We start from the raw sequence: 22,301 nt of genomic DNA on the forward strand, positions 1-22,301 counted from the left end.
GTCTCCGGGTGCCGAAACCGGTGGTGCCGGTCGGCACACCCCGTAAGGCGTCCTAGGAAGATAGGTTGTGGGTGGGTCGCCTGTCGGCCCAGCCCCACGATGGTTAACTGACCGCATGGGAGAGCTCCTGCTGATCAGGCACGGCGAGACCACCTGGAGCGCCAGCCTGCGGCACACCTCGTACACCGACCTGGAGCTGACCCCCGACGGCGAGCGACAGGCCCGCACCCTTGCCGCGTTCCTGGCCGGCCGGCGCTTCGTCACCGTGCTGGCCAGCCCCCGCTCCCGGGCGCTGCGCACCGCGCAACTGGCCGGGCTCACCGTCGACGGCGTCGACGAGGACCTCAGCGAGTGGAACTACGGCGAGTACGAGGGTCGCACCACCGTCGACATCCACGACGACGATCCGCACTGGAACATCTGGACCGACGGCTGCCCCGGCGGGGAGTCCCCCGCGCAGGTGGGCGAACGGCTCGACCGGGTGCTGGCCCGCGTCACCCCGCTGCTCGACCGGGGCACCGTCGCGCTTGTCGGGCACGCGCACAGCCTGCGGGTGCTCGGCGCCCGCTGGATCGGCCTGCCCCCGTCCGCCGGCGGACGGCTACGCCTGGAGACCGCGACGGTCAGCGCGCTCGGTCACGAACACGGCCGGCAGGTCATCCTGCGGTGGAACCAGCCGGCTCCTCCGGCGCCCGGGACCGCGACCGACTCGGCACCGCAGCGCTGATCTTCGGCGGGCGGTTCTCGTACGGCGTGGACAACACCACAGTCGTGCGGGTCGTAACGTTCGCCGAGGTGCGGATCTCCTGGAGCACCCGCTCCAGGTCGGTGGGGCTGGCCACCCGCACCAGCAGCAGGTAGAAGTCCTCCCCCGCCACCGAGTAGCAGGAGTCGATCTCCGGTAGGTGGGCCAGCCGCTCCGGGGCGTCGTCCGGCTGCGACGGGTCGAACGGCCGGATCGCCACGAACGCGGTCAGCGGCAGGTCCAGCGCCTCGAACGACACCCGGGCGGCGTACCCCTTGATCACTCCACGCTGCTCCAGCCGGCGGACCCGCTGGTGCACAGCGGACACCGACAGCCCCACCCTCTCGGCCAGGTCGGTGTACGACAGACGGCCGTCGGCGGTCAGCGCGGCGACGATAGCGCGGTCGATCTCCTCCACGGCGTGCAACCTACCGGGAAAACCGCCGCACGGCGACGAGGTACCCGGGTGGCGGGCTGCGACGGGCCGTACCGCACCCACCGCAGCCGCGCCACCACGCACCGTCGTCAGTCCTTGGCCAGCGCCCGGGAGATCACCATCCGCTGGATCTGGTTGGTGCCCTCCACGATCTGCAAGACCTTCGCCTCGCGCATGTACCGCTCCACCGGGTGGTCGGCCACGTAACCCGCGCCGCCGAGCACCTGTACCGCGTCGGTGGTCACCCGCATCGCCATGTCGGTGGCGAAGAGCTTCGCCTTGGCCGCCTCGATCGCGTACGGGCGGCCGGCGTCGCGCAGCCGGGCCGCCGCCAGGGTCAGCGCGCGGGCGGCGGAGATCTGGGTGGCCGCGTCGGCGAGGAGGAACCCGAGCCCCTGGAAGTCGATGATGGAGCGCCCGAACTGCTGCCGTTCCCGGGCGTAGGACACCGCGTAGTCAAGGGCGGCCTGGGCCAGCCCGACCGCGCACGCCGCGATGCCCAGCCGGCCGGAGTCCAGTGCGGACATCGCGATGGTGAAGCCCACCCCCTCGCCGCCGATCAGCCGGTCGGCCGGCACCCGCGCCTCGTCGAAGGCGATCTGCGCCACCGGGGAGGCGCGCAGCCCCATCGTCCGCTCGGCCGCCTGCGGGGTGATGCCGGCCGTGCCCGCGTCGACGAGCAGGCAGGAGATCCCCTTCGGGCCGGACCCGCCGGTGCGGCAGAAGACGTTGTAGAAGTCGGCCGTCCGGGCGTGGGTGATCCACGCCTTGGTGCCGGAGACCAGGTACGCGTCGCCGTCGCGGTCCGCCCGGGTGGTCAGCGCCGCCGCGTCCGAGCCACCCTGCGGCTCGGAGAGGCAGTACGCGCCCAGCAACTCGCCACCGAGCATGTCCGGCAGCAGCTTGCGCTGCTCGTCGCTGCCGAACGCCGCCACCGGGTAGCAGGACAGGGTGTGCACGCTGACCGCCTCGGCGACGGCCAGCCAGCGGCTGGCCAGGATCTCCAGCACCTGCAGGTACACCTCGTACGGCTGCGCCGCGCCGCCGTACTCCTCGGGGTAGGGCAGGCCGAGCAGGCCGGCCCGGCCCAGTGTCCGCAGCACCTCGCGGGGGAACTCGGCGCGTTCCTCGAAGGCCGCGGCCTTCGGCGCGAGCTCGCCGTCGGCGAGCTCGGTGGCGAGACCCAGCAGGTCGTGGGCCTCGTCGGTGGGGAGGATCCGGTCGACAGTCATAGCGCGATGAGCTCCGTGGGGGTGGTGTTGAGCCGTTGCACGCCGTCCGTTGTGCAGACGACGATGTCCTCGATGCGGGCGCCGTGCCGGCCCGCCAGGTAGATGCCCGGTTCGATGGAGAACGCCATGCCGGCGTCGAGGGGTCGGTCGTTGCCGTCCACCAGGTACGGCTCCTCGTGCCCGTCCAGACCGATGCCGTGGCCGGTGCGGTGCAGGAACGCGGGGCCGTAGCCGGCGGCGGCGATGGGCGTGCGGGCCGCGGCGTCGGCCGCCGCGCCGGTGATTCCGGGTCGTACCGCCTCGACGGCGGCGCGCTGGGCGTCGCGCAGCACCGCGTAGTAGTCCAGGAAGTCGGCCGGCGCCGGGCCGCCCGCCACGTAGGTGCGGGTGCAGTCCGAGCGGTAGCCCGAGGCCATCGTGCCGCCGATGTCGACAACCACCGGCTCGCCGGCGCCGATCGGCCGGTCGGAGGTGCCGTGGTGCGGGCTGGCACCGTTCGGCCCGGCCGCCACGATGACGAAGTCGACGGTGACGTGCCCGGCGGCGCGGATCGCCGCGGCGATGTCGGTGGCGACCTCGGCCTCGGTGCGACCGGGGCGCAGCCACTCGCCCATCCGCAGGTGCACCTCGTCGATCGCCGCGCCGGCCTCGGCGAGTGCCGCAATCTCCGCCGGGGACTTGCGGATCCGCAGCTCGCGCAGCACCTCCCCGGCGAGTCGTTGGGCGGCGTCGGGCAGCGCCGCGCGCAGGGCGAGGACCTGCTCGGCCCACATCCGGTCGGCGAGCCCGACCGCCGCGACCGGGCCGTCGAGGGCGGCGACGACAAGGGGGTACGGGTCGGTGCCGTCGACGTGGTCGACGATGCGTACCCCGGTCGCCGGCGCTGGGGACGCCTCGGCGGCCGGGCGCTCGAGCCGGGGCACGACGAGGGTCGGCTCGCCCTCGGCGGGCAGTACCAGGCAGGTCAGCCGCTCCCCCGCGTGGGCGTCGTACCCGGTGAGGTACCGCAGGTCGGAACCGGGTGTGAGCAGCAGGGCGTCCAGGCCGGCGGCGGCAGTGGCGCGCTGCGCGGCGATCAGCCGGTCGGGCGGATACAGCTCGTCGATTCCCACCCCGTCAGCTTAACGGTCGTTTGGGCAAACCCCATATCGACACCAGTCGGCCGGAAATCCACAGATGTTGATTGACTCGGACAGTTAACACTCTTTAAGATTTGGCTGCCTCGAGGCCCACCCGTCCCTGCGTCCCGCACCCCCCGCCCGCGACAACCCTGCGCGGGCGGTGTCGTCCCCCGCCCACGGGAAGGCCCCCGATGTCCTCACCACTGCGCCGCGCCCTCGCCGCCGGCCTGCTCGCGCTGGCCACGGCCGGCGCCACCCTCACCGTCACCAGCGCCCCCGCGCAGGCCGTCGTGCTGCCGAACAACTTCAAGAGCGTCGGCTACATGCCCTCCTGGGCCGGCAACATCAACACCATTCAGTACAACAAGCTCACCCACATCAACTACGCCTTCATCCTGCCCAACAGCAACGGCAGCCTGCAGGGGGTCGACGGCGCCCGGCTCTCCTCGCTGGTCTCGCAGGGGCACGCCAACAACGTCAAGGTCTCCATCGCCGTCGGCGGCTGGAACGACGGCAACGACTCGGCCTTCGAGGCGCTCGCCGCCAACGCCACCAGCCGCACCAACTTCGTCAACAACCTGGTCAACTTCGTCAACCAGTACAACCTGGACGGCGTCGACATGGACTGGGAATACCCCGACCCGGGCGCCTCGGCCAACAACTACACGGCGCTCATGACGCAGCTCAGCAGCGCCCTGCACAGTCGCGGCAAGCTGCTCACCGCCGCAGTGGTCTCCGAGGGCGGCAGCATGCAGGGCGTGCAGACGGCAGTCTTCAACCAGGTCGACTGGCTCAACATCATGGCGTACGACGGCGGCAGCCCGCACGCCAACTACGACTGGTCGATCAACAGCATCAACCTGTGGAAGGCCCGCGGCCTGCCGGCCAGCAAGGCCGTCCTCGGCATCCCGTTCTACAGCCGCCCCGTCTACTACAACTACTCGTACCTGGTCGGACTCGACCCGGCGAACGCCAACCGGGACTGCGCCACCATCGGCGGCAGCCAGCAGTGCTGGAACGGCATCCCGACGGTCAAGCGCAAGACGCAGTGGGCGCTGGCCAACGCCGGCGGCGTGATGAACTGGGAGCTGTCGCAGGACACCAGCGGCTCGACCTCACTGCTCAGCGCCATGTACGACACCATCATGGGCGGCACCACCCCGCCGCCGACCGGGCGTACCGGCCGGATCACCGGGATCGGCGGCAAGTGCGTCGACGTGGCGTCGGCGAGCACCGCCAACGGCGCGGCCATCCAGCTCTGGGGCTGCAACGGCAGCAACGCGCAGACCTGGACCGTGTCCAGCGACAGCACGCTGCGCGCCCTCGGCAAGTGCGCCGACATCACCAGCGGCTCCACCGCCAACGGCGCGAAGGTCCAGCTCTGGGACTGCAACGGCAGCGGCGCGCAGGTCTGGCAGGCGCAGTCCAACGGCACGCTGCGCAACCCGCAGTCGAACAAGTGCCTCGACGCCAGCGACAACAGCTCCGCCGACGGCACCCGGTTGCAGATCTGGGACTGCTTCGCCGGCGCCAACCAGCGCTGGACGCTCCCGGCCTGACGCCGCGCCCGGCCCGCAGGGCCCGGTCGACGGCTCGTAGGGTCCCCGGTCGACGCGACAGCGTCAGCCGGGGGCCCCTGCGTGCTCGCGGACCAGGGTGAGCATCTCCTGCACCGAGCCGGCCGGGTCGGTGACCGGGAACTGCACGGCCCGCACCACCGCCGTCGGGTCGAGCAGCAGCGTCAGCCGCTTGAACCGGGTCACCCCGCCCGCGCGGAACACGGGCAGCGACAGCCCCGCCGCCAGCCGACCGTCCACGTCGGACAGCAGCGGGAACGGCAGTTCGGCGTACGCGGCGAAGTCGGCGAGCTGGTCGGGCCGCTGGGTGCTGATGCCGCACACCCGAACACCTGCGGCCTGGAAGTCCGGATGACGCTTGGCGTACGTGGTCGACTCCAGGGTGCACCCCCGGGCCCCGGGGATCTCCGTCCAGCCGGGCGGATGGCCCTGCGTCCCCGGCGCGTACGCCCCGGGGAACAGGTAGAGCACGGTCCACGCGTCCGTCGCGGCCACCGCGACCGGCCGCCCGTCGGCGGCGGGCAGGACGACCTCGGGCACCCGCCGACCGACCAGGTCGTGGGCACGGCGAGCCTCGGCCGAGCCGGCATCGGCCGTCGCGGTCAGGTCACCGCCACCCATGAGGTGCCTCGTCCCCCAGTCCTGCAGCGCGATCAGCACCGGCAACAGCCCCTCGCCCCTCGCGGTGAGCAGGTAGTCGTACCGGGGTGGGTGTCGCGAATACGGTCGGCGCTCCAGCACACCGTGCTCGACCAGGGCGGCGAGGCGTTCGGTCAGCGCCCGCCGGCTCACCCCCAGCTCGCGTTGCAGCGCGTCGAAGCGGGTCGTCCCGCCGGCGACGTCGCGGACGATGAGGAACGTCCACCAGTCCCCCAGTACGCCGAGCGCCTGCGCGATGCCGCAGTCCGCATCGGCAAGATCCTCTCGCCGCACCAGCTACCTCCATGGGTTCCCGTTCCGACTATAGTTCGTTCCGGATTGGAACGCTCCGCATCGACGACCGGCAGCGGTGGGCGCCTCATTTCCCGCGTCCAACGCCACCGGGAGCCATAGCCTGGAGGCGGGGAGCCGCCCGGACTCCCCGACCGGGAGGACCGACGTGGCAGCGAACCAGTCGAGCCGGGCGGTGGCGCGCCGCCGCCGCCAACTGTGGGCCGGGGTCATCGCACTCGTCGGCCTGGTCCTGCTGATCATCGGCGTCACCGTCGCCGACGGCCTCGCCGCCTGGATCGAGGTGGTGGTCGCGATCCTGCTGCTGGTGACCAGCTACATCGTGCAGCACCTGGCCCGGCGGGAGACCGTCTACCAGCACGACGAACGGCGCTGACACCCTCCGACGGCCGGGCCTACCCCCGATCGTCAGACGGTTGTGCCAGGCTGTCCGGCGTGGCACACCGACCCCCGATCCTGCTGATCGACTCAGCCAGCCTCTACTTCCGGGCCTACTTCGGCATTCCGGAGTCCGCCGCCAAGGCCGAGGACGGCACCCCGGTCAACGCGGTACGAGGCTTCCTCGACATGCTCGCCACCCTGATCCGGGTGCGGGGCGCCGACCGCATGATCTGCGCACTGGACTACGACTGGCGCCCCGCGTGGCGGGTCGACCTGCTGCCGTCGTACAAGGCGCACCGGGTCGCCCCGCAGGGCGGCGAGATCGTTCCGGACACCCTCTCCCCGCAGGTGCCGATGATCCTGGAGGTCCTCGCCGCGGTGGGCATCACCGCTGTCGGCGCGACCGGCTACGAGGCCGACGACGTGCTCGGCACCCTCTCGGTGACCCAGCCGGGCCCGGTCGAGGTGGTCTCCGGAGACCGGGACCTGTTCCAGCTCGTCGACGACGCCCGACCGGTCCGGCTGCTCTACGTCGGGCGCGGCGTCGCCAAGCTCGACGACTGCGACGACGCCGCGGTGCGGGCCCGCTACGGCGTGCCGGCCGACAGGTACGCCGACTTCGCCGCACTGCGCGGCGACCCGAGTGACGGGTTGCCCGGCGTGGCGGGCGTCGGCGACAAGACCGCCGCCCGACTGATCGAGCGGTACGGCAGCATCGCCGGCATCCTGGCCGCGCTCGACGACTCCGACTCGTCCTTCGCACCGGGCCTGCGCACCAAGCTGGCCGCGGCGCGCGACTACCTGGGCGTCGCGCCGACGGTGGTCCGGGTCGCCCTGGACGTGCCCCTGCCGGAGCTGCCCACCGCGCTGCCGACCGCGCCGGCCGACGCGGACCGGCTGTTGGAGCTCGCCCAACGATGGAACCTGGCCGGCTCGGTCCGCCGCCTGGTCGACGCCCTCGCCGCACCCCGCGGGGCCGCACCGACACGCGGGTAACCGAGTCGATCAACCCGGTTGGGGGAAGCACCGGCGAACGCGGGATCATGGGGTCGACCGATCGTTACCGTCCGTTGAGGTGGACCGGACAGGTCCGTCGAGTCGAGCGGTTCCGCAGGAGTATCCCGTGCACCTCGCCGCGCCGGAGCCCGGATCGCCGCGGGCCAACCGTCCGCCGGTGCGCGACCCGGAGGGCCCGCGCCGGGTCACCCTCCTCGAACTCTTCTTCGACCTGGTGTACGTGGTCGCGCTGGCGCTCATCTCGCGGGGAATGGTCGACCAGCTCGACTGGCACCGAGCCGCGCAGGCACTGATCATGCTGGCCGCCGTCTGGTGGACCTGGACGATCACCACGCTGGTCACCGACCTGTACAACCCGGAACGCACCGAGATCAAGCTGCTGATCAGCGCCGTGATGTTCGGCGCGCTGCTGATGACCACGGCGATCCCGGAGGCGTTCAACGATCGGGGTCTCGTCTTCGCCGGCACGTACGTGGCGATCCACCTGGGGCGTGGCCTGTTCCTGATGCCGGCGGTGCGCCGCGAACCACAGACCCAGCGTCGGGCGGCCCGCATCTTTCTCTGGTTCGTGGTGTCGGCGATCCCGTGGCTCATCGGCGCGTTCGTCAGCGGCGACGCCCGGCTCACGTGCTGGGCCGTCGCGCTCGCCATCGACTACATCGGTTTCCGGCTCGCGTACCCGGTGCCGGGGCTCGGGGTGGTGCCGGAGCAGCAGCGCAACGTCACAGCGGAGCATCTCTCCGAGCGCTACCAGCAGTTCTTCATCATCGCGCTCGGTGACGCCATCCTGACGATCGGCACCATGTTCAGCATGGAGCACAACGAGGCCGAGAACATCGGGGCGTTCGCTGTGGCGTTCCTGACCACGCTGCTGCTCTGGCGGATCTACGTGCACAAGTCCGGCGAGCTGCTGCCGACCGCCATCCAGGCGGCCCAGTCGCCCAGCAAGTTCCTGTTCAGCGCGCCGTACACCCATCTTCTGATGATCGCCGGCGTGGTCACCACGGCGGCCGGCTTCCACCTGGTGCTGCACGAGCCGACGGGACGGATCCCGCCAGCCTGGCTGGCGGTCATCCTCGGCGGCCCGGCGATGTTCCTGGCCGGCCGGGCCGCCTTCGAGTACGAGGTGTTCAGCCGGGTGTCGTGGTCGCGACCCGGTGGGGTGCTGGCGCTGCTGACCATCGCGCCCGCCCTGCTGTACCTGCCGCCCGTGTTCGCCTCCCTCGGTGGGCTGCTGGTGCTGGCCGGCGTGGCCTACGCGGATTTCCGGCGAAGCTACGGCAAGCCGGCGGAGGCCCCGTCACCGCCACACTGAACCGACGGGTGTCGCGGGTGGCCGACTACACCAGCGCCCCGGCGTACCCCCGGACCTGCAACCGTTGCCGGGCGGTGCCCGCCAGGCGCACCTGCAGGCCCAGCGGCGCGGCGGCGCGGCGGACGTCGTCCAGGTGCAGCGATCCGTGCCGGTCCACGGTGAGCACCGGCGGCTCTTCGAGATCACCCTCCGGCGCGTGGAAGGAGAGCAGGGTGACCGAGGTGGCGAGGTAGCCCGGGTACGCGGCGCGGGCCGCCGCCTCGTCCCGGTGCACCAGCACCACCAGATCGTCGAGATGGGCGAAGTCGGCAGCGAGGGCGCCCGCCTTCCAGTGCGCCGGCTCCTCCGCCGCACCGGTGAGATGCCGGGACCGGTTCGCCGAGGTGATGTAGAGGTGATCCGATCCGGTCTCGGCGAGCGCCCGCTCGAAGAAGGCGTTGGACGGACAGGTCAGACCCGGAGCGATCACCTGGGTGGTCCGCAACCCCTGGTCGACCTGGGTGAGATGCTCGGGCAGCCGATCCGCCGCGGGCCCGCGGAAGCCGAACGGCCCCGCCCCGTAGAGCGCGTCCATCAGCGCCCGCACCCGACCGACCGGCAACCGCGGCGAGATCCGCGTCCAGTCGAACATCCCGGGGATCCGGCCGATCGCGGTGGTGATGCTGCCGACCTGGTGGACCGGCCTGCCCTTGGCCAGGTTGACCCGGCGCACGGTGGCCGCGTCGGGGCGCGTCACGATGACGTAGAAGTTGGCGAACGCCGCCGCGACTATCGCGCCGCCCGCCAGCGCGCGGGCCGCGACCGCGACGTCCTCGGGGCGGTCGATGTACAGGGGCGGTGACGGGGCCATGAGTCCTCCTCGGCGGGGCCGTGAGGCAGTTCTACGTCCACTGACCCGTGTGACGGCGAGGTCGGTCGTCGATCCGATAGCCGACAGGCGCTACCCGGTGCGGGCGGCGGATGCCCGGGCGGTACACAACGGCGGACGGCATCGGCCGGACGGAGGATCCGGCGAGGGTAGTAGCACGTAACCGTTAGCCGCGCGACCCGATTGGGTACAACGGCTGCACCTCAGATCCACCACATACCCTCAGGAGGCAGCGATGCGCGGCACCTCGATTCTCGGAGTCATCGTCGTGATCTGGTTGGTGATCGGCGCCATCGCCGGTGGCCAGCGCGGTTACTACAGCGGGGACGACACTAACTGTGCCGAGGCCGGCACCATCCTGGTCACCATCGTGGCCGGGCCGCTGAACTACATCGGCGCCAACCCGAAGGTCGACTGCAAGCTGCCCGAGCCTTCCAAGTAGGACAGACGCCCGTCAGCCCGTGCTTCCCGACCAGGGGGCACGGGCTGACCCGTTTCGGTCCCCGCTTCAGGTTGCCGTGGCGCGACCCCGACACACCGCGTACGGCATCCTAGGAGGCTGGTTTGCAGGTGCCATCGGCGTTTGTTAGCGGCACCGCCGGGAACCGACGCGTGTCAGTCGGACGGACATCGGGGGCACGCCATGCAGATCGGCTACAAGCTGGCCTCGGAGGGGTACGGCCCGCAGGAGATCATCCGGCAGGCCGTCCTGGCCGAGCGGGCCGGCTTCGACTTCGTCGAGATGAGCGACCACTTCCACCCCTGGCTGGACGCACAGGGGCACTCGTCCTTCACCTGGAGCGTGCTCGGCGCCATCGCGGCCAGGACCAGCACCCTGCGCCTGGCCACCGGTGTCACCTGCCCGACCGTCCGCTACCACCCGGCGATCATCGCGCAGGCCGCGGCGACCATGGCGCTGATCTCCGACGGCCGGTTCACGCTCGGGGTGGGCGCTGGCGAGCGGCTCAACGAGCACGTCGTCGGGCAGGGCTTCCCCAGCGTGCGAGGCCGACACGAGCGACTGCGCGAGGCGCTGGAGATCATCCGGCTGCTCTGGCAGGGCGGTTACCAGTCGTACGAGGGCCGGCACCTGCAACTGGAGGACGCCCGGGTCTTCGATCTGCCGGACACCCTGCCCGTGATCGCCGTCGCCGCCAGCGGTGAGGCGTCGGCACGGCTCGCCGCCGAGTTGGGCGACGGCCTGTTCGCCACCGCACCGGACGCGTCGATCGTCGAGCACTACCGACGCGCACAGGGTTCGGGCCCGAGCTACGCCGAGGTGCCACTGGCCTGGGCCACCGACGAGCAACAGGCGGTGCAGGCGGTGTTGCAGACGAGCCGGTGGTTGGTCACCGGTTGGAAGGTGATGAGCGAACTGCCGAACCCGGTCAACTTCGACGCGGCCAGCGCGCACGTCGAGGAGAAGCACATCCGGCAACTCTTCGCCGTCGGCCCGGACCCGGAACCGCACGTCGCCAAGGTCCGGACGTACGTCGAGGCCGGCTTCGACCACATCGTCCTGCAGAACGCGGGCCCCGACCCGGACGGCTTCCTCGACTTCTTCGCCGCCGACCTCTCCGGCCGCCTGCGCGCGTTGGGTTGACGCCGGCCGGCAGCGGCTGGTCCGGGCAGGAAGCGGCGAGCCGCCCCGACTGATCATCGGGGCGGCTCGCCTGCGCGCTCGGGATGGGTGCGCGGGTCGACGCTCAGGTGCGCGGGTCGACGCTCAGCGGAAGCAGTGCGCGATCGGCACCTGGCTGCCCTCGCAGTTGGTCGGCTCGTTCTCGACCACCACACTCTCATCGTCGATCTTGACCTGGGCGTGGGAGGCGAAGACGCCGCCGGGCTTCACGGTCGACGCGTTGTGGGTGACCTTGCTGGTGTAGATCGCCACCGAGCCCGCGGTGGCGTAGATGCCACCACCCTGGGACGCGGCGCCGACGGCCTCGTTACCGATGACGTCGCTGCCGCGGACCAGCAGGTTCGCCTTCTCGGCGTAGATGCCGGCCCCGAGGCCGTGGGTGGTGTTGCCCTCGACCACGCTGTCGTCGAGCGGCGTCAGGCCCTTCACCGTGGAGATGCCACCGCCGTTGACTGTGGATGTGTTGCCGCGGATGGTCATCGTGCGCATCACCAGCACCGCGTCGGAGTTGGCGGCGCCGCCGCCGATCTGCGCGGTGTTGTTCAGCAGTTCGGTGTCGGAGACCTTCGTCCGGGCCGAGAAGCTGGCCAGCCCGCCACCCTGAGCGGCGCTGTTCTGGGTGAAGGAGACGCTCTCCACCTCGGCGGCACCACGGTAGTTGCCGAGTCCACCGCCGTACGCGTTGGCGCTGTTGCGGTGGAACTCGGAGCGCTTCAGCGTCAGTACGCCACCGTTGAGCAGGCCCCCGCCCTTGCCCGCGGCGCCGGAGGCGCTGTTGCCGACGAACGTGGAGTCGGTGACCACCATGTTGCCGTCGTTGAAGATGCCGCCACCGCCGCCCTCGGGCGACAGCGACGTGCTCTGCGAGACGGTGACCCGTTCCACCACGGCGGTGGCGCCGTGCACCACGTGCACGCTGCCGCCCTCGATGGCCGAGCGACCGTTGTGCAGTTCCACGTCCCGCAGGGTCAGCTCGCCGCCGTCGCGGACGGTGAAGAAGCGGAACGCCGCGGCCTGGGCGTCCCGGGCGATGGTGGCGCCCGCGCCGTCGATCGTGATGGGCTGGTAGATCACCGGCAGGCCGGCGGTGTCGTCGGCCGGGTTGTGCGGCGGCGCCTCGGCGTCCCCGGGGGTCTCCGCGGCGTCGGCGGCCTCCCGGGCGTCGCGGATTCCGCCGTCGTACTGGTCGGTCTCGTGGAACGCCTCGGTGAGCGTGTAGCGGCACTTGGGGGCGAGGCGGAGTTCCGCGCCGCCCTCGGCGTTGGCCGTGACCAGCGCCGCCACCAGCTTCGCGGCGTCGCACGGCACCGACACCACGCCTCGCTTGCCGGTGCCCGGGGTGGCCGGGCGAGCCCGCTCGGCGCCGTCCTGGCCCTCCTGCGGCGCCCCTGCTCGCCGTCGCGGCGGTCGTCGGCCGCCGGGGTCAGGCGGCCCAGACCGGGGAGGGTGAGGTCGCGGTCGGCGGCGGCGGCCGCTCCGGCCGCTCCCACGACCAGGCTGCCCGCCAGCAAACCGCTGGCTAAGAACCATCGGGACCGCCGTCTGGGTCGGGTCGCGCGGTCTCCCTCTCGGTACGTGGACATCAACGGTGCCTACCTTCCTGCCTACGTGACGTGACCGCGCGCCGATTCGGGCGCGGGGGGCTCGACGTACTCGCCGACCACCAGACGTCACGATAGGTCCGCAATACGGACAGGAAGGTGTGAACGTGAATAGTGCCCTCTTTCATCTTCAAAGCTGTCAAACCGGCATCGACGTCACCCGCCGACGTGGATGCCGGGACGACGCAGCGGGTCCCGTTCGGTCCGGCGGATGATCTCGCGCACCACCGGTGGGGTGTCCCCCCGACCCAGGATCAGGTAGCGCGCCAGGTGCGCGATCGGGCTCCCCTCCGACCACTCGAAATGCGCGTGTGGCCGGACCCCGGTGGCGTCCCGCAGCGCCAGCAGGATCGCGGCGATCGCGTTCGGCGCGGCCGGACTGTTGGCCCGCAGCACCCGGAAGCCGCCCACCTCGATCCCGTGCACGCGCAGCACCTGACTGAACTCCGACGGATCGACCACCTCGATCTCCAGGAACAGCACGTCCGCGGCCCCGGGCACCGGATTCATCCCGCGCTGCGCCCGCTCCTTGAGCGTGTACTCCTTCACCGACCCCTTCTGCCGCTTGTTCGCGATGAGGTGCAGCTGGCCGTCGTGCGCCAGCGACTCGGTGATGAAACGACGGGCCGCCTCGTCGAACTCGATCCGCTCGGCGCGCAGCTCGGTGGTTCTGGTGACCCGGGAGACCAACGAGACCACGATGATGCCGAGGATGAACAGGGCGGAGATCGTGATCCCGTCCGGCTGTTCGATGACGTTCTCCAGCAGCGCGTACAGCAGCACCAGGGTCAGCACGGTGAAGCCGATCGCGGAGCCGCGCCGGTGGCGACGGGCCGCGGAGATCGTCACCGCCACCGCGCCGGAGACCATCATCGCCAGGATCCCGGTGGCGTACGCCCCGGCCTGGGCGTTGACGTCGGCGCGGAAGGCGATGGTGATGGCGACGCTGACGACGGTGTAGACGATCACCACGGGGCGTACCGCCCGCGCCCACTCCGGCGCCATGCCGTACGACGGCAGGTAGCGCGGCACGATGTTGATCAGACCGGCCATCGCCGAGGCGCCGGCGAACCAGAGGATGAGCACGCTGCTCACGTCGTAGACAGTGCCGAACACCTCACCCAGGTAGGTGTGCGCCAGGAACGCCAACGCCCGACCGTTCGCGGCGCCGCCCGGCTGGAACTCCTCCTTCGGGATGAGCGCCGTGGTCACGAAGGTCGTCGAGATCAGGTACACCGACATGATCAACGCGGCGGTGGTGAGCAGTCGACGCGTGTTGCGGATCCGGGCGGCGAGCCGGGCCTGCTTGTCCGGGCCGTCGGCCGCGACCAGGGGCATCATGCTGACCCCGGTCTCGAAACCGGACAGCCCCAGCACCAGCAACGGGAACGCCAACACGGCGGTGAGCAGCACGTGGCCCGGTCCGCCGCCGGTCGAGGTGACTGCGGCCGTCCAGTCCGACACGATGCCCGGGTCCTCGGCGATCCGGGCCACCGCGACCACGACGATCACCGCGTTGAGCACCAGGAAGACCGCGACGAGCGGGATGGCCACGACCACCGCCTCGCGGAACCCGAGCAGGAACACCCCGCCGAGGATGAGCAGCAGCACCACCGTCACCACGACCGGCACCAGGGGCCCGTGCAGGGTGTCCGGCAGGTACGGGTTCTCCAACAGGTGCACAGTGGCGTCGGCCGAGGAGAGGGTGATCGTGATGATCCAGGAGGTGGCCACGAAGCCGAGCAGCACGAGGACGAAGATCTTGCCCCGCCAGAACGGCAACAACCGCTCCAGCATCGCCACCGAGCCCTGACCGTGCGGGCTCTCGTGGGCGACCCGCCGGTACATCGGCAGCATGCCGAACAGGGTGAGCACGACGATCAACAGGGTCGCCAGCGGGGAGAGCGCACCCGCCGCCACCGCCGCGATGCCCGGCAGGTACGACAGTGTGGAGAAGTAGTCCACGCCGGTCAGGCACATCACCTGCCACCAGGCGTGCCGACGGTTCTGCCCCTCGGTCGCCTCGGGCCCGGGCGGCTGCACCCGGTGCTGGAACAGCCACCGGCGCAGCGGACTGGTCGGCGGCGCCGACTCGGCCGGGGTGGCCACCCGTTCGGGCACCACGACCCCCTGCCGGCCGCCCCGGTGCGGGCGGGCCGGATCGCGGGCCGCCCGCAGTGCCGGGTCCGGCCCGGTCGGCGCGTGGCGGCGCCCGCTCCAGCGTCGTGGTTTCGCCCGGTCCTCGTCACCCATCGCCAGTCCCACCCTCACAGGTCCTGATCCGACGGTAGGCGGTGCCCCGGCGCCCGGTCGGCGGAACCGGGCACCTGTTCGGCCTGCTCAGGACAGGTCCGGGACGGCGAGCAGCCGGGCCAGCGCGGGTGGGTCGGCGACTGTCACAGTGGCCGCCGGGTGCCGGGGCCGCCCCCGGGCACCAGCGCCGGCACCGGCACGCCGAAGCGCAGGCAGATCCCGCCGGCCGCGCTGCTGCCGAAGGTCGCGCCGCCGTCGGCCATCGACAGGTGCGGGCCGATCGCCCGCCACCAGCGGTACGGCCCGCTCAGCTCGACGGCGGTGACGTTGTCCCGGTCGGTCCGCAGCCGCCACGGCCCGTACCGGATCATCAGGTCCCGCTCGGTGACGGCGACCCAGGCCGTCGCCGGGCGGACCCCCAGCAGCGCCAGCACCGGGCGGAACACCGGATCGAAGCGGAACGGAAACCGCGTCGCGACGCCCGTCATCGGGCGCCGGGCCGAGCGGTGGGTCGCGACACCGGGCCGCCCGGCCGCAGAGGGCCGGGTCGCGCGGGCCGGGGGCGGGCGGCGGGCCGACGCCGGGCCAGGACGGTCATGGCGCGGGCGTACCCGATCCGGGCCCGCCGACACCCCCGGATCGGTACGCCGTCGAGATGACTCCCGTCCGGTGCTCCCCACCGCCGGCCGACACCCCCGGGCCGGCCGACGGTGGCAGACGGTCGACACCCCCGGGCCGACCGGCTGTCCCCCGAGGTGGCCGGCCCGACCTCGGGCAGCCACGCGGGGTGGAACTGGTGGGACGCGCCCCCGCGCTCCGCCGCCCCCCACGGGGCGGAGCGCGGGGACCCCCCGTCCCGGCTACTGCAGGAACGCCCCGAGGGGCGAGAGCAGCAGCCGGCCGAGCGCCGCGGCGTTGTCGTCCAACCGTGTGCGCTCACACTCGCGGGCATCCGGGTCGTGCCGGCACCGCCAGATCTTCTGGGCGTTACGCCAGGCGACATCGCGCGTGTACTCGACCAGTTCCCCCTGGTACCAGTCGTCGATGTCGCCGTTGAGCATGTCGATGAGCAGCTGCCACCGCTCCAGATAGCCCCGACGCAGGCCGGGGATCTTGTCCGCGAAGATGTTGTTGATCTCGAGGTAGTCGTGGTGCTGGTCGCTGCCGTCGACCGGCTCCGACTCCAGGTGGTCGAACGTCGTCACCAGGGCGAACGGCAGGTCGAAGTTGATGTGCGCGTTCACCCCGGCGGCGGCCGAGGGCAGCGGCCGGGCGTCCGGCCCCCGCATCCGCTCGAAGAGGCACGACCACGCCTTCGGGGTGCCGGGGCTCGAGTCGGTCCACAGACGCATCGCGTCGAAATACCGGGCGGCGAACTCGACGTCGAGCCGGGAGAGAAAGACCGGGTCGATGAAGCGGTCGTCGTACAGCCCGTCGAGCACGCTGCTCGTGATGGTCAGGTAGAGCTTGTTGAAGTCAGCGAGGGGGCAACTGGCCTCCAACGGCGGTAGCCGGACCAGCATGTCCTGGAGCTTGGTCAGGTGATCGACCACGGCCGGCACGTCCGCGGGATGATCGGCGAGCAGGTCGACGATGTCCCGGTGCACGGGCCCCCAGACCGGTTCGATCATTTCTCCTCCATCGTGGTCGGCGGCATCCCCCGTGCCGTCGTCGACGCGGCTCAGCCTCTCAGCCGACACCGGCTCGCCGAATCAGTAGAACGACGTATCCCGGCGCGCACACGCGCCGGGATACGTCGGAGTGGTCGGTCAGTCAGCCCCGTTGGTTACGCAACTGGATCGCGCTGGCCTGCACGCGGGTACGGACCTGGAGCTTGTCGAAGATGTGCGACACGTGCACGCCGATGGTCCGCTCGCTGATGAACAGCCGCTGCCCGATCTCCTTGTTGGTCAACCCCTCCGCGACCAGGGCGAGCACTTCCCGCTCCCGTGCGGTGAGCGCCGCCAACTCGTCGTCGGACGCCTCGACCGGTGCGCTGCGCGTACCGGTGGTGGTGTCGCGCTCGTCCAGCGACACCCGGGCCCGCCCGGCCAGCTCGCGGATCTCCGAGGTCAACGGCACCGCGCCCAACCCCTGCGCGACCCGGTACGCCTCCCGCAGGAGCTTGCCGGCGGTGGCCACCCGACTGCGGCGAGCCAGCAGCGCCTCGGCCTGCCGCAGCCGCGAGTAGGCCGCCGGGTAGGGGTGATTGCGTCGGTCCCACTCAGCGGCCGACACGGCCCACAGCTCCGGGTCGCTGCCGTCGAGGCGGCTCACCTCAGCGGCGCACAACGCCAGGAAGCCCTCCACCACCGAGCGCACCGGGCGGGCGGCCCCGGCGCTCTTGCGGGCCACCCGGTCGGCCACGTCCCGCAGTCGGCGCACCGCCGTCGGGTCCACCTCCACTGTGCGGCTGGCGTGCGCCTCGGCCTCGGCGCGCAGGCCGTGCCAGACCAACGCGGAGAGGATCATGACGTCGTCGGAGCGGCTCTCGGTGAGGCCGCGCTGCACCGCCTGCCGCGCCACGTCGTGCCGGCCCTCCCACATGGCCAGCCCGGAGCGCAGGGTGAGCAGCGGAATGACGTGTCGTGCCCCGCCGCCGGCGAGCAGGGTCGCCACCGCGTCGAGGTCGCGACCGGCGGCCTCGATGTCGCCGTAGCCCACCGAGAGTCGGCACCGGGCCAGCAGCAGCTCCACGGCGTCCGCGCCGGACGGTCGGTGCCGCAGGGCCGTCGCCACCACCTTCTCCGCCTCGGCCCACTGGCCCACCCGGAACAGCCCGTTGATGGCGATGGCCAGCAGCCGGGTGCCCCAGGTGCGGCCCAGCCCCAGCTCGGCCACCCGTTCGGCACCCCGCCGGGCCACCACCACGCCCTCTTCGAGCACGTTCAGTGGCCCGGTCAGCAGCTCCGCCAGGTGCAGGTACGCGCACGCCACGTCCTCGGGCTGACCGGCACGCTCGGCGGTGTCGAGGGCGTCGCGCATGACCGCCAGACCGGCGTCCGGGTCTTCGAGGCAGGCGTCGCTGAAGCCCAGCGCCGAACTGGCCAGGACGACCTCGGTGGCCGAGCCCTCCACGTTCTCGGCCAACGCCAGCGCCTCGCGTGCCCGCTCGCCGGCGTCGGCGTACCGACCCAGGTGCAGCAGCAACTCGGCCAGCCGGGCGGCGGCGCTCGCCCGGTCCCGAGGGGAGCAGTCCTCCGCCTTCAGCGCCCGCTGGTATTCCTCCTCGGCCAGCGCGGAGCGACCGGCGGCGGCCAGGTAGCGGGCCCGGCGGATGTGCAGCGCGCAGGTCGGCTCACCACCGCGCAGCGCGGCCAACTCCTCCAGCAGGGCCAGCGCGCGGGCGTGCTCCCCACAGTGGTGGGCCGCCTCGGCGGCGTTCCCGAGCAACTCGACCCGGTCCACCGTCAGCGGACCCGGCTCGGCGGCCAGCTGCAACGCCGCCGACCAGTGCCGGTGCGCCTCGGCGTAACCGTGCAGCCGCTCGGCCTCCTGAGCGGCGGCCACCGCCGCCGGCAGGGCGCGCGCGGGCTCGCCGGCCAGCCGCCAGTGGTGCGCCAACCGGGCCTGGTGCAGCTCACCCGGCACCGTGGTCAACGCCTCGGCGTAGCGGCGGTGCAGCCCGGAGCGCTCGGCCGGCAGCAGCTCGTGCGCCAGCACCTCGGCGACGAGGCGGTGCCGCAGCCGGTAGCCCTCGTCGGCGCCGACCAACAGCCGGTGCGCCACCGCGGCCCGGGCCGCGGCGATCAGCTCGTCCTCCGGCATCCGCAGCACCTCGGCCAGCAGCCAGTGCTGCACCGGCTCGACACCGGCGGCCACCGCGTGCACCACGGCGTGCGCGTGCTGGGGCAGCGCGTCGACCCGGTCGAGGAAGATCTCCCGCAGTGTCTCGGACAGGCCGTCGCGGCCGTCGCGCAGATCCCGGGCCAGCTCCTCGATGACGAACGGGTTGCCGCCGCTGCGCTGCCACACCAGCTCGGCCGCGTCAGCGGCGAGCGGCCGGCCGACCACCGCCGCGGCGAGCGTCTCGGTGTCGGCCCGGCCCAGCGGCGCAAGGTCGAGCACCCGCACCGTGCGGAGCCGACGCAGCTCGGTGAGCACCCGGCGCAGCGGGTGCGCGCCCTGCAACGACTCGGCCCGTACCGCGGCCAGCACCGACAGCTGGAGATCGCCCAGGCCGGCGAGCAGGTAGAGCAGGAGCTGCCGGGTGCTGCGGTCGACCCACTGGAGGTCGTCCAGGATCAGCACCAGTGGGCGACCCTCGGCGATCAGGTGCAGGCCGCGGGAGACCCGCTCCAGCAACGCGCCCGCGCCGTCCGGGCCGGCGGTCTCGTCGGCGAACATCTGCAACAGCCCCCGCACCGCCGAGGAGGTGCGGGCGTGCGAGGTGGACACCTCGGCGTCGAACCGGCGCAGCGCCTGCAACAGCGGATGCAGCGGGGAGGCGTCGCCGATGTCCAGGCAGCTGCCGGTGAGCACCACAGCGCCCCGCTCGCGCAGGCGGTCGCCGATCTCGCCCAACAGCCGGGTCTTTCCCACACCGCTCTCGCCGGTCAGGAAGACCGCAGCGGTCTGCCCGTGCGCGCCGTCACCGAGCAACGCGGACCGAACCGTCTGCACCAGCTCGGCCCGGCCCACGAGCGGTGCGGTGTCCACATCGCTGGCCATGCCACGCAGCCTAATCACAGGGCCCCACACCGTTCTACGGCCGCCTGCCGCTTGTGGTACTCCTCGCGTCGACTTTGCGACTAAAGGTTGCAGGTGGCCGACATACGTCGTTCTGCAGATCCCCCGTCGGCCCAGGAATGCCAATCTCCGGAGGTGATCGGGCAACAGCGGGAAGAAAGGCCGGTGCGACACCCATGACCACCAGCATCATCGTCGACGCGCAACGGACCGTCACCCCGCTCTGGCCGGTACCCCAGGAGAGGCGCATCGTCACCGTCCTCTTCGCTGACATCGTCGGCTCCACGGCCCTGGTGAACCGCCTCGACCCGGAGGACGTCCGCGCGTTGCAGCGGGCCTACTTCGACACCGTCGCCGGCGTGCTGCACCGCTGGCAGGGGGTGGTGGAGAAGTACGTCGGCGACGCCGTGATGGCGCTCTTCGGCGCTCGGCACTCCGACGGCTTCGACGCGTACCGGGCGGTGCGCGCCGGGCTCGAGATCCAGGCCGCGCTGGACCGGCGGCCCATGGTCGGCGACATCCGGCTGCGCGTCCGGGTCGGAGTCGCCACCGGCGAGGTCGTGGTCGACCTGGGCGACGTCGTCACCGGCGGGCACGGCGTGGCCAGCGGCGCGGTGATCACCACCGCGGCCCGCTTGCAGGAGTACGCCGCACCCGGCGCCGTCGCGCTCTGCGCGGCCACCGCCCGCGCCACCGCCGGTTTGATCACTCAGCGTCAGCTGACGCCGGTGCCGGTCGCCGGCCGGGTGCCGTCGGCGCCGGTCTGGCACGCCGTGGGTCCGGTACGCCCCGGCGCCGACCGACACGACGGCCCGCTGATCGGTCGACGCCGCGAGCTGGCCACCATCCGCGACCAGTTGGGCTGGGCCATCCGGGAGCGCACGCCGCGCTGGATCTCACTGGTCGGCCCCACCGGCAGTGGCCGCAGCCGGCTGCTGCACGAGCTGACCCGTGGGCTGACCACGGTGGACGGACTGTCGGTCCGCTGGTGCGTGGCGACCTGCCAGCCGTACCCGGATCAGGCGTTGGCGCCGGTCGCGCACCTGCTCCGCGGCCTCGCCGGGATCCGGCACAGCGACGGCCCCGCCGCGGTCCACGACCGGCTCGTCACCACCCTGACGCCGCTGTTCCCGCCGACCAGGGTGGCCACCGCGGTCCCGGCGCTCCAGCGGATGCTGGCCGCCCCGGACGACTCGGCTGCCGCCCTCGCCGGCGCGGCGATCTGCCGGGAGGTCCTGCTGTGCCTGGCCGCCCACCGGCCGCTGATCGTGGCCGTCGACGACCTGGACCGGGCCGCGCCGGCGGTCAGCCGGTTCCTGCACGCGCTGTTCAGCGCGGCGACGGAGCGCGGGCTGCCGCTGGCGCTGCTCACCGTGCACCAGCCGCAGTGGGCCGACACCCGGCCCGGTCCGGCCCGGCGGGTGACGATCGGCCCGCTGGCCGCGGTGCAGTCCGGACGACTGCTGCGCCAACTGCTCACCCGGGCCGGGCAGCCGGTGGCGCTGGTCGACCGGCTGCTGCCGCTGGTGGGCGGCCGTCCCGGGCACGCCGCGGCGTACGTCACGTCGGTCGTGGACGGTGCCGATCCGACGGCGCTCCCGCTGCCCGAGGCGGTGCGCCGGGCCGTCGGCGCGGAGCTGGACCACCTCGACGGTGAGCGACGGGCGGTGCTGATGGCCGCCGGCACCCTGGGTGGCCTGATCTCCGGCGCGACAGTGGACCGGGCACTCGGCTGGACGCCCGGCCGGTCCGCACCCGCGCTACGCGGGCTGGTCGCCGCCGGGCTGCTGCTCCCCCACCACGTCGACGGGTACGCCTTCGCCGCGCCCGCGCTGCGGCAGGTCGCCGCCGAGCGGTTGCCCCGTGCCCTGCGGGCCGTGTTCCAGCGCCGGGCCGTCGGCGTCCGGCACCTCGACACCGCGCGCCGCGACGCCAACCCGCCCGACCAGCGCGCTGACGCCGTACGCGCTGGTGTGGTCAACGGCTCGGCGGCGAGGAGCGCCGAGATCGTGCGCCTCGACACCGTTGGCGCTCGGGCCGGCCGCCTCGACGCCGTCTTCGCGGCGTTGGCCCCCACGGGGCCGGGCAGTGCCACCAGTCCGACAGCGCCGAGCCGACGTAACCCCACCCCGACCATGGCCGCCCGCCCCGCCGTGTCGAGCCCCGGCACCAACCGTCCGGCGGGCCCACGCCGGCTCCGAGCCGTCGCCTCGGCGGGCGACGTACCGCCGACGACAGCGGCGTCCCTGTCTCCTCCGCGTAGCGCGGGCGGTGCCACCCCGGGCGACGTCGGACGGCCCGCGGTGTCGATCGGCACCACTCCGGCGGGTTCGGCTGGGCACCGGCGACTCGCCGACGTCGGCGTTCCGCCGGGCACGGTGCGGGCGATACCCCGCCCGCCGTTGGTCCGCCGACTGGACGGGCTGCCCGCCTCCGCGTGACTCCGCCGATCGGGGCCCCTGCACAGTGGTGG

The 22,301-nt window shown here is 72.5% G+C and carries 17 protein-coding genes and 1 pseudogene; 8 read left to right on the plus strand and 10 right to left on the minus strand.

Features of this window, described 5'->3' with window-relative positions; translation table 11 throughout:
* Positions 1 to 115: 115 nt before the first annotated feature.
* A complete protein-coding gene (locus ACQP0U_RS16175; protein ID WP_433320394.1) occupies positions 116 to 727 on the plus strand; it encodes a histidine phosphatase family protein in 612 nt (203 codons plus the stop codon).
* Here ACQP0U_RS16175 and ACQP0U_RS16180 read toward each other — a convergent pair.
* The 3 genes from ACQP0U_RS16180 to ACQP0U_RS16190 form a co-directional block, all read right to left on the minus strand.
* The gene (locus tag ACQP0U_RS16180) at positions 657 to 1,163 is read right to left on the minus strand and encodes an Lrp/AsnC family transcriptional regulator (RefSeq protein WP_433320397.1); all 507 of its coding nucleotides are present in this window, start codon (positions 1,161 to 1,163) and stop codon (positions 657 to 659) included. The two genes, ACQP0U_RS16175 and ACQP0U_RS16180, sit on opposite strands and share 71 nt — an antisense overlap.
* Before the next feature lie 107 nt (positions 1,164 to 1,270).
* Positions 1,271 to 2,413, minus strand: a complete 1,143-nt coding sequence (locus tag ACQP0U_RS16185; RefSeq protein WP_433320400.1) for an acyl-CoA dehydrogenase family protein — start codon at positions 2,411 to 2,413, stop codon at positions 1,271 to 1,273.
* Positions 2,410 to 3,525, minus strand: a complete 1,116-nt coding sequence (locus tag ACQP0U_RS16190) for a M24 family metallopeptidase (RefSeq protein ID WP_433320403.1) — start codon at positions 3,523 to 3,525, stop codon at positions 2,410 to 2,412. The genes ACQP0U_RS16185 and ACQP0U_RS16190 overlap by 4 nt, the downstream gene beginning before the upstream one ends.
* A 200-nt stretch (positions 3,526 to 3,725) precedes the next feature.
* Here ACQP0U_RS16190 and ACQP0U_RS16195 point away from each other — a divergent pair, with 200 nt between their 5' ends.
* Positions 3,726 to 5,093: a glycosyl hydrolase family 18 protein gene (locus ACQP0U_RS16195; RefSeq protein ID WP_433320406.1), complete on the plus strand. Its 1,368-nt coding sequence runs from the start codon at positions 3,726 to 3,728 to the stop codon at positions 5,091 to 5,093.
* A gap of 63 nt (positions 5,094 to 5,156) precedes the next feature.
* Here the strand turns inward: ACQP0U_RS16195 and ACQP0U_RS16200 are convergent, their stop codons facing one another.
* Positions 5,157 to 6,044, minus strand: coding sequence for a winged helix-turn-helix transcriptional regulator (locus ACQP0U_RS16200; RefSeq protein ID WP_433320409.1), 888 nt, complete (start codon positions 6,042 to 6,044; stop codon positions 5,157 to 5,159).
* Positions 6,045 to 6,210: 166 nt separating this feature from the next.
* Here ACQP0U_RS16200 and ACQP0U_RS16205 point away from each other — a divergent pair, with 166 nt between their 5' ends.
* From ACQP0U_RS16205 to ACQP0U_RS16215, 3 genes are all read left to right on the plus strand, one after another.
* On the plus strand, positions 6,211 to 6,438 hold the full coding sequence (locus ACQP0U_RS16205) for a hypothetical protein (protein WP_433320412.1): 228 nt from the start codon (positions 6,211 to 6,213) through the stop codon (positions 6,436 to 6,438).
* Positions 6,439 to 6,497: 59 nt separating this feature from the next.
* Complete coding sequence (locus ACQP0U_RS16210; RefSeq protein WP_433320415.1) at positions 6,498 to 7,439, plus strand: 5'-3' exonuclease; 942 nt, start codon at positions 6,498 to 6,500, stop codon at positions 7,437 to 7,439.
* 178 nt (positions 7,440 to 7,617) lie between these two features.
* Entirely contained in the window at positions 7,618 to 8,775 is a 1,158-nt protein-coding gene (locus ACQP0U_RS16215) for a low temperature requirement protein A (RefSeq protein ID WP_433320418.1), read from the plus strand.
* Between the two features lie 25 nt (positions 8,776 to 8,800).
* Here ACQP0U_RS16215 and ACQP0U_RS16220 read toward each other — a convergent pair whose 3' ends face one another.
* On the minus strand, positions 8,801 to 9,625 hold the full coding sequence (locus tag ACQP0U_RS16220) for a hypothetical protein (RefSeq protein ID WP_433320421.1): 825 nt from the start codon (positions 9,623 to 9,625) through the stop codon (positions 8,801 to 8,803).
* Between the two features lie 253 nt (positions 9,626 to 9,878).
* Between ACQP0U_RS16220 and ACQP0U_RS16225 the strand changes: the two genes are divergently transcribed.
* Positions 9,879 to 10,085 (plus strand): hypothetical protein, encoded by a 207-nt coding sequence (locus ACQP0U_RS16225; protein ID WP_007460667.1) that lies wholly within the window; start codon positions 9,879 to 9,881, stop codon positions 10,083 to 10,085.
* A 201-nt stretch (positions 10,086 to 10,286) separates the two neighbouring features.
* Positions 10,287 to 11,246, plus strand: a complete 960-nt coding sequence (locus tag ACQP0U_RS16230; RefSeq protein WP_433320424.1) for a TIGR03557 family F420-dependent LLM class oxidoreductase — start codon at positions 10,287 to 10,289, stop codon at positions 11,244 to 11,246.
* Positions 11,247 to 11,369: 123 nt separating this feature from the next.
* Here ACQP0U_RS16230 and ACQP0U_RS16235 read toward each other — a convergent pair.
* The 5 genes and pseudogenes from ACQP0U_RS16235 to ACQP0U_RS16255 all read right to left on the minus strand — a co-directional run bounded on the left by ACQP0U_RS16235 (position 11,370) and on the right by ACQP0U_RS16255 (position 19,810).
* Positions 11,370 to 12,868 (minus strand): annotated as a pseudogene (locus ACQP0U_RS16235) (hypothetical protein).
* A 174-nt stretch (positions 12,869 to 13,042) separates the two neighbouring features.
* Entirely contained in the window at positions 13,043 to 15,139 is a 2,097-nt protein-coding gene (locus tag ACQP0U_RS16240) for an amino acid transporter (RefSeq protein WP_433320426.1), read from the minus strand.
* 143 nt (positions 15,140 to 15,282) lie between these two features.
* Positions 15,283 to 15,627 (minus strand): hypothetical protein, encoded by a 345-nt coding sequence (locus ACQP0U_RS16245; protein WP_433320429.1) that lies wholly within the window; start codon positions 15,625 to 15,627, stop codon positions 15,283 to 15,285.
* A 372-nt stretch (positions 15,628 to 15,999) separates the two neighbouring features.
* Positions 16,000 to 16,770: a DUF5995 family protein gene (locus tag ACQP0U_RS16250; protein ID WP_091398349.1), complete on the minus strand. Its 771-nt coding sequence runs from the start codon at positions 16,768 to 16,770 to the stop codon at positions 16,000 to 16,002.
* Positions 16,771 to 16,912: 142 nt separating this feature from the next.
* Positions 16,913 to 19,810 carry a helix-turn-helix transcriptional regulator gene (locus tag ACQP0U_RS16255; RefSeq protein ID WP_433320433.1) on the minus strand — a complete coding sequence of 966 codons (2,898 nt, stop codon included), beginning with the start codon at positions 19,808 to 19,810 and terminating at the stop codon, positions 16,913 to 16,915.
* Positions 19,811 to 20,004: 194 nt separating this feature from the next.
* On the opposite strand from ACQP0U_RS16255, the gene ACQP0U_RS16260 reads away from it, so the two are divergent.
* Positions 20,005 to 22,269, plus strand: a complete 2,265-nt coding sequence (locus tag ACQP0U_RS16260; RefSeq protein WP_433320436.1) for an AAA family ATPase — start codon at positions 20,005 to 20,007, stop codon at positions 22,267 to 22,269.
* Positions 22,270 to 22,301 lie beyond the last annotated feature (32 nt).

The sequence above is a fragment of the Micromonospora sp. CA-269861 genome (assembly GCF_050948505.1).
Taxonomy (GTDB): Bacteria; Actinomycetota; Actinomycetes; order Mycobacteriales; family Micromonosporaceae; genus Micromonospora.

Bases quoted from the DNA above. Each gene is read 5' to 3' on its own strand.
- ACQP0U_RS16255 (WP_433320433.1), bottom strand. From the start codon at position 19,810: ATGGCCAGCGATGTGGACACCGCACCGCTCGTGGGCCGGGCCGAGCTG.
- ACQP0U_RS16185 (WP_433320400.1), bottom strand. From the start codon at position 2,413: ATGACTGTCGACCGGATCCTCCCCACCGACGAGGCCCACGACCTGCTG.
- ACQP0U_RS16230 (WP_433320424.1), top strand. From the start codon at position 10,287: ATGCAGATCGGCTACAAGCTGGCCTCGGAGGGGTACGGCCCGCAGGAG.
- ACQP0U_RS16220 (WP_433320421.1), bottom strand. From the start codon at position 9,625: ATGGCCCCGTCACCGCCCCTGTACATCGACCGCCCCGAGGACGTCGCG.
- ACQP0U_RS16250 (WP_091398349.1), bottom strand. From the start codon at position 16,770: ATGATCGAACCGGTCTGGGGGCCCGTGCACCGGGACATCGTCGACCTG.
- ACQP0U_RS16175 (WP_433320394.1), top strand. From the start codon at position 116: ATGGGAGAGCTCCTGCTGATCAGGCACGGCGAGACCACCTGGAGCGCC.
- ACQP0U_RS16225 (WP_007460667.1), top strand. From the start codon at position 9,879: ATGCGCGGCACCTCGATTCTCGGAGTCATCGTCGTGATCTGGTTGGTG.
- ACQP0U_RS16240 (WP_433320426.1), bottom strand. From the start codon at position 15,139: ATGGGTGACGAGGACCGGGCGAAACCACGACGCTGGAGCGGGCGCCGC.
- ACQP0U_RS16245 (WP_433320429.1), bottom strand. From the start codon at position 15,627: ATGACGGGCGTCGCGACGCGGTTTCCGTTCCGCTTCGATCCGGTGTTC.
- ACQP0U_RS16195 (WP_433320406.1), top strand. From the start codon at position 3,726: ATGTCCTCACCACTGCGCCGCGCCCTCGCCGCCGGCCTGCTCGCGCTG.
- ACQP0U_RS16260 (WP_433320436.1), top strand. From the start codon at position 20,005: ATGACCACCAGCATCATCGTCGACGCGCAACGGACCGTCACCCCGCTC.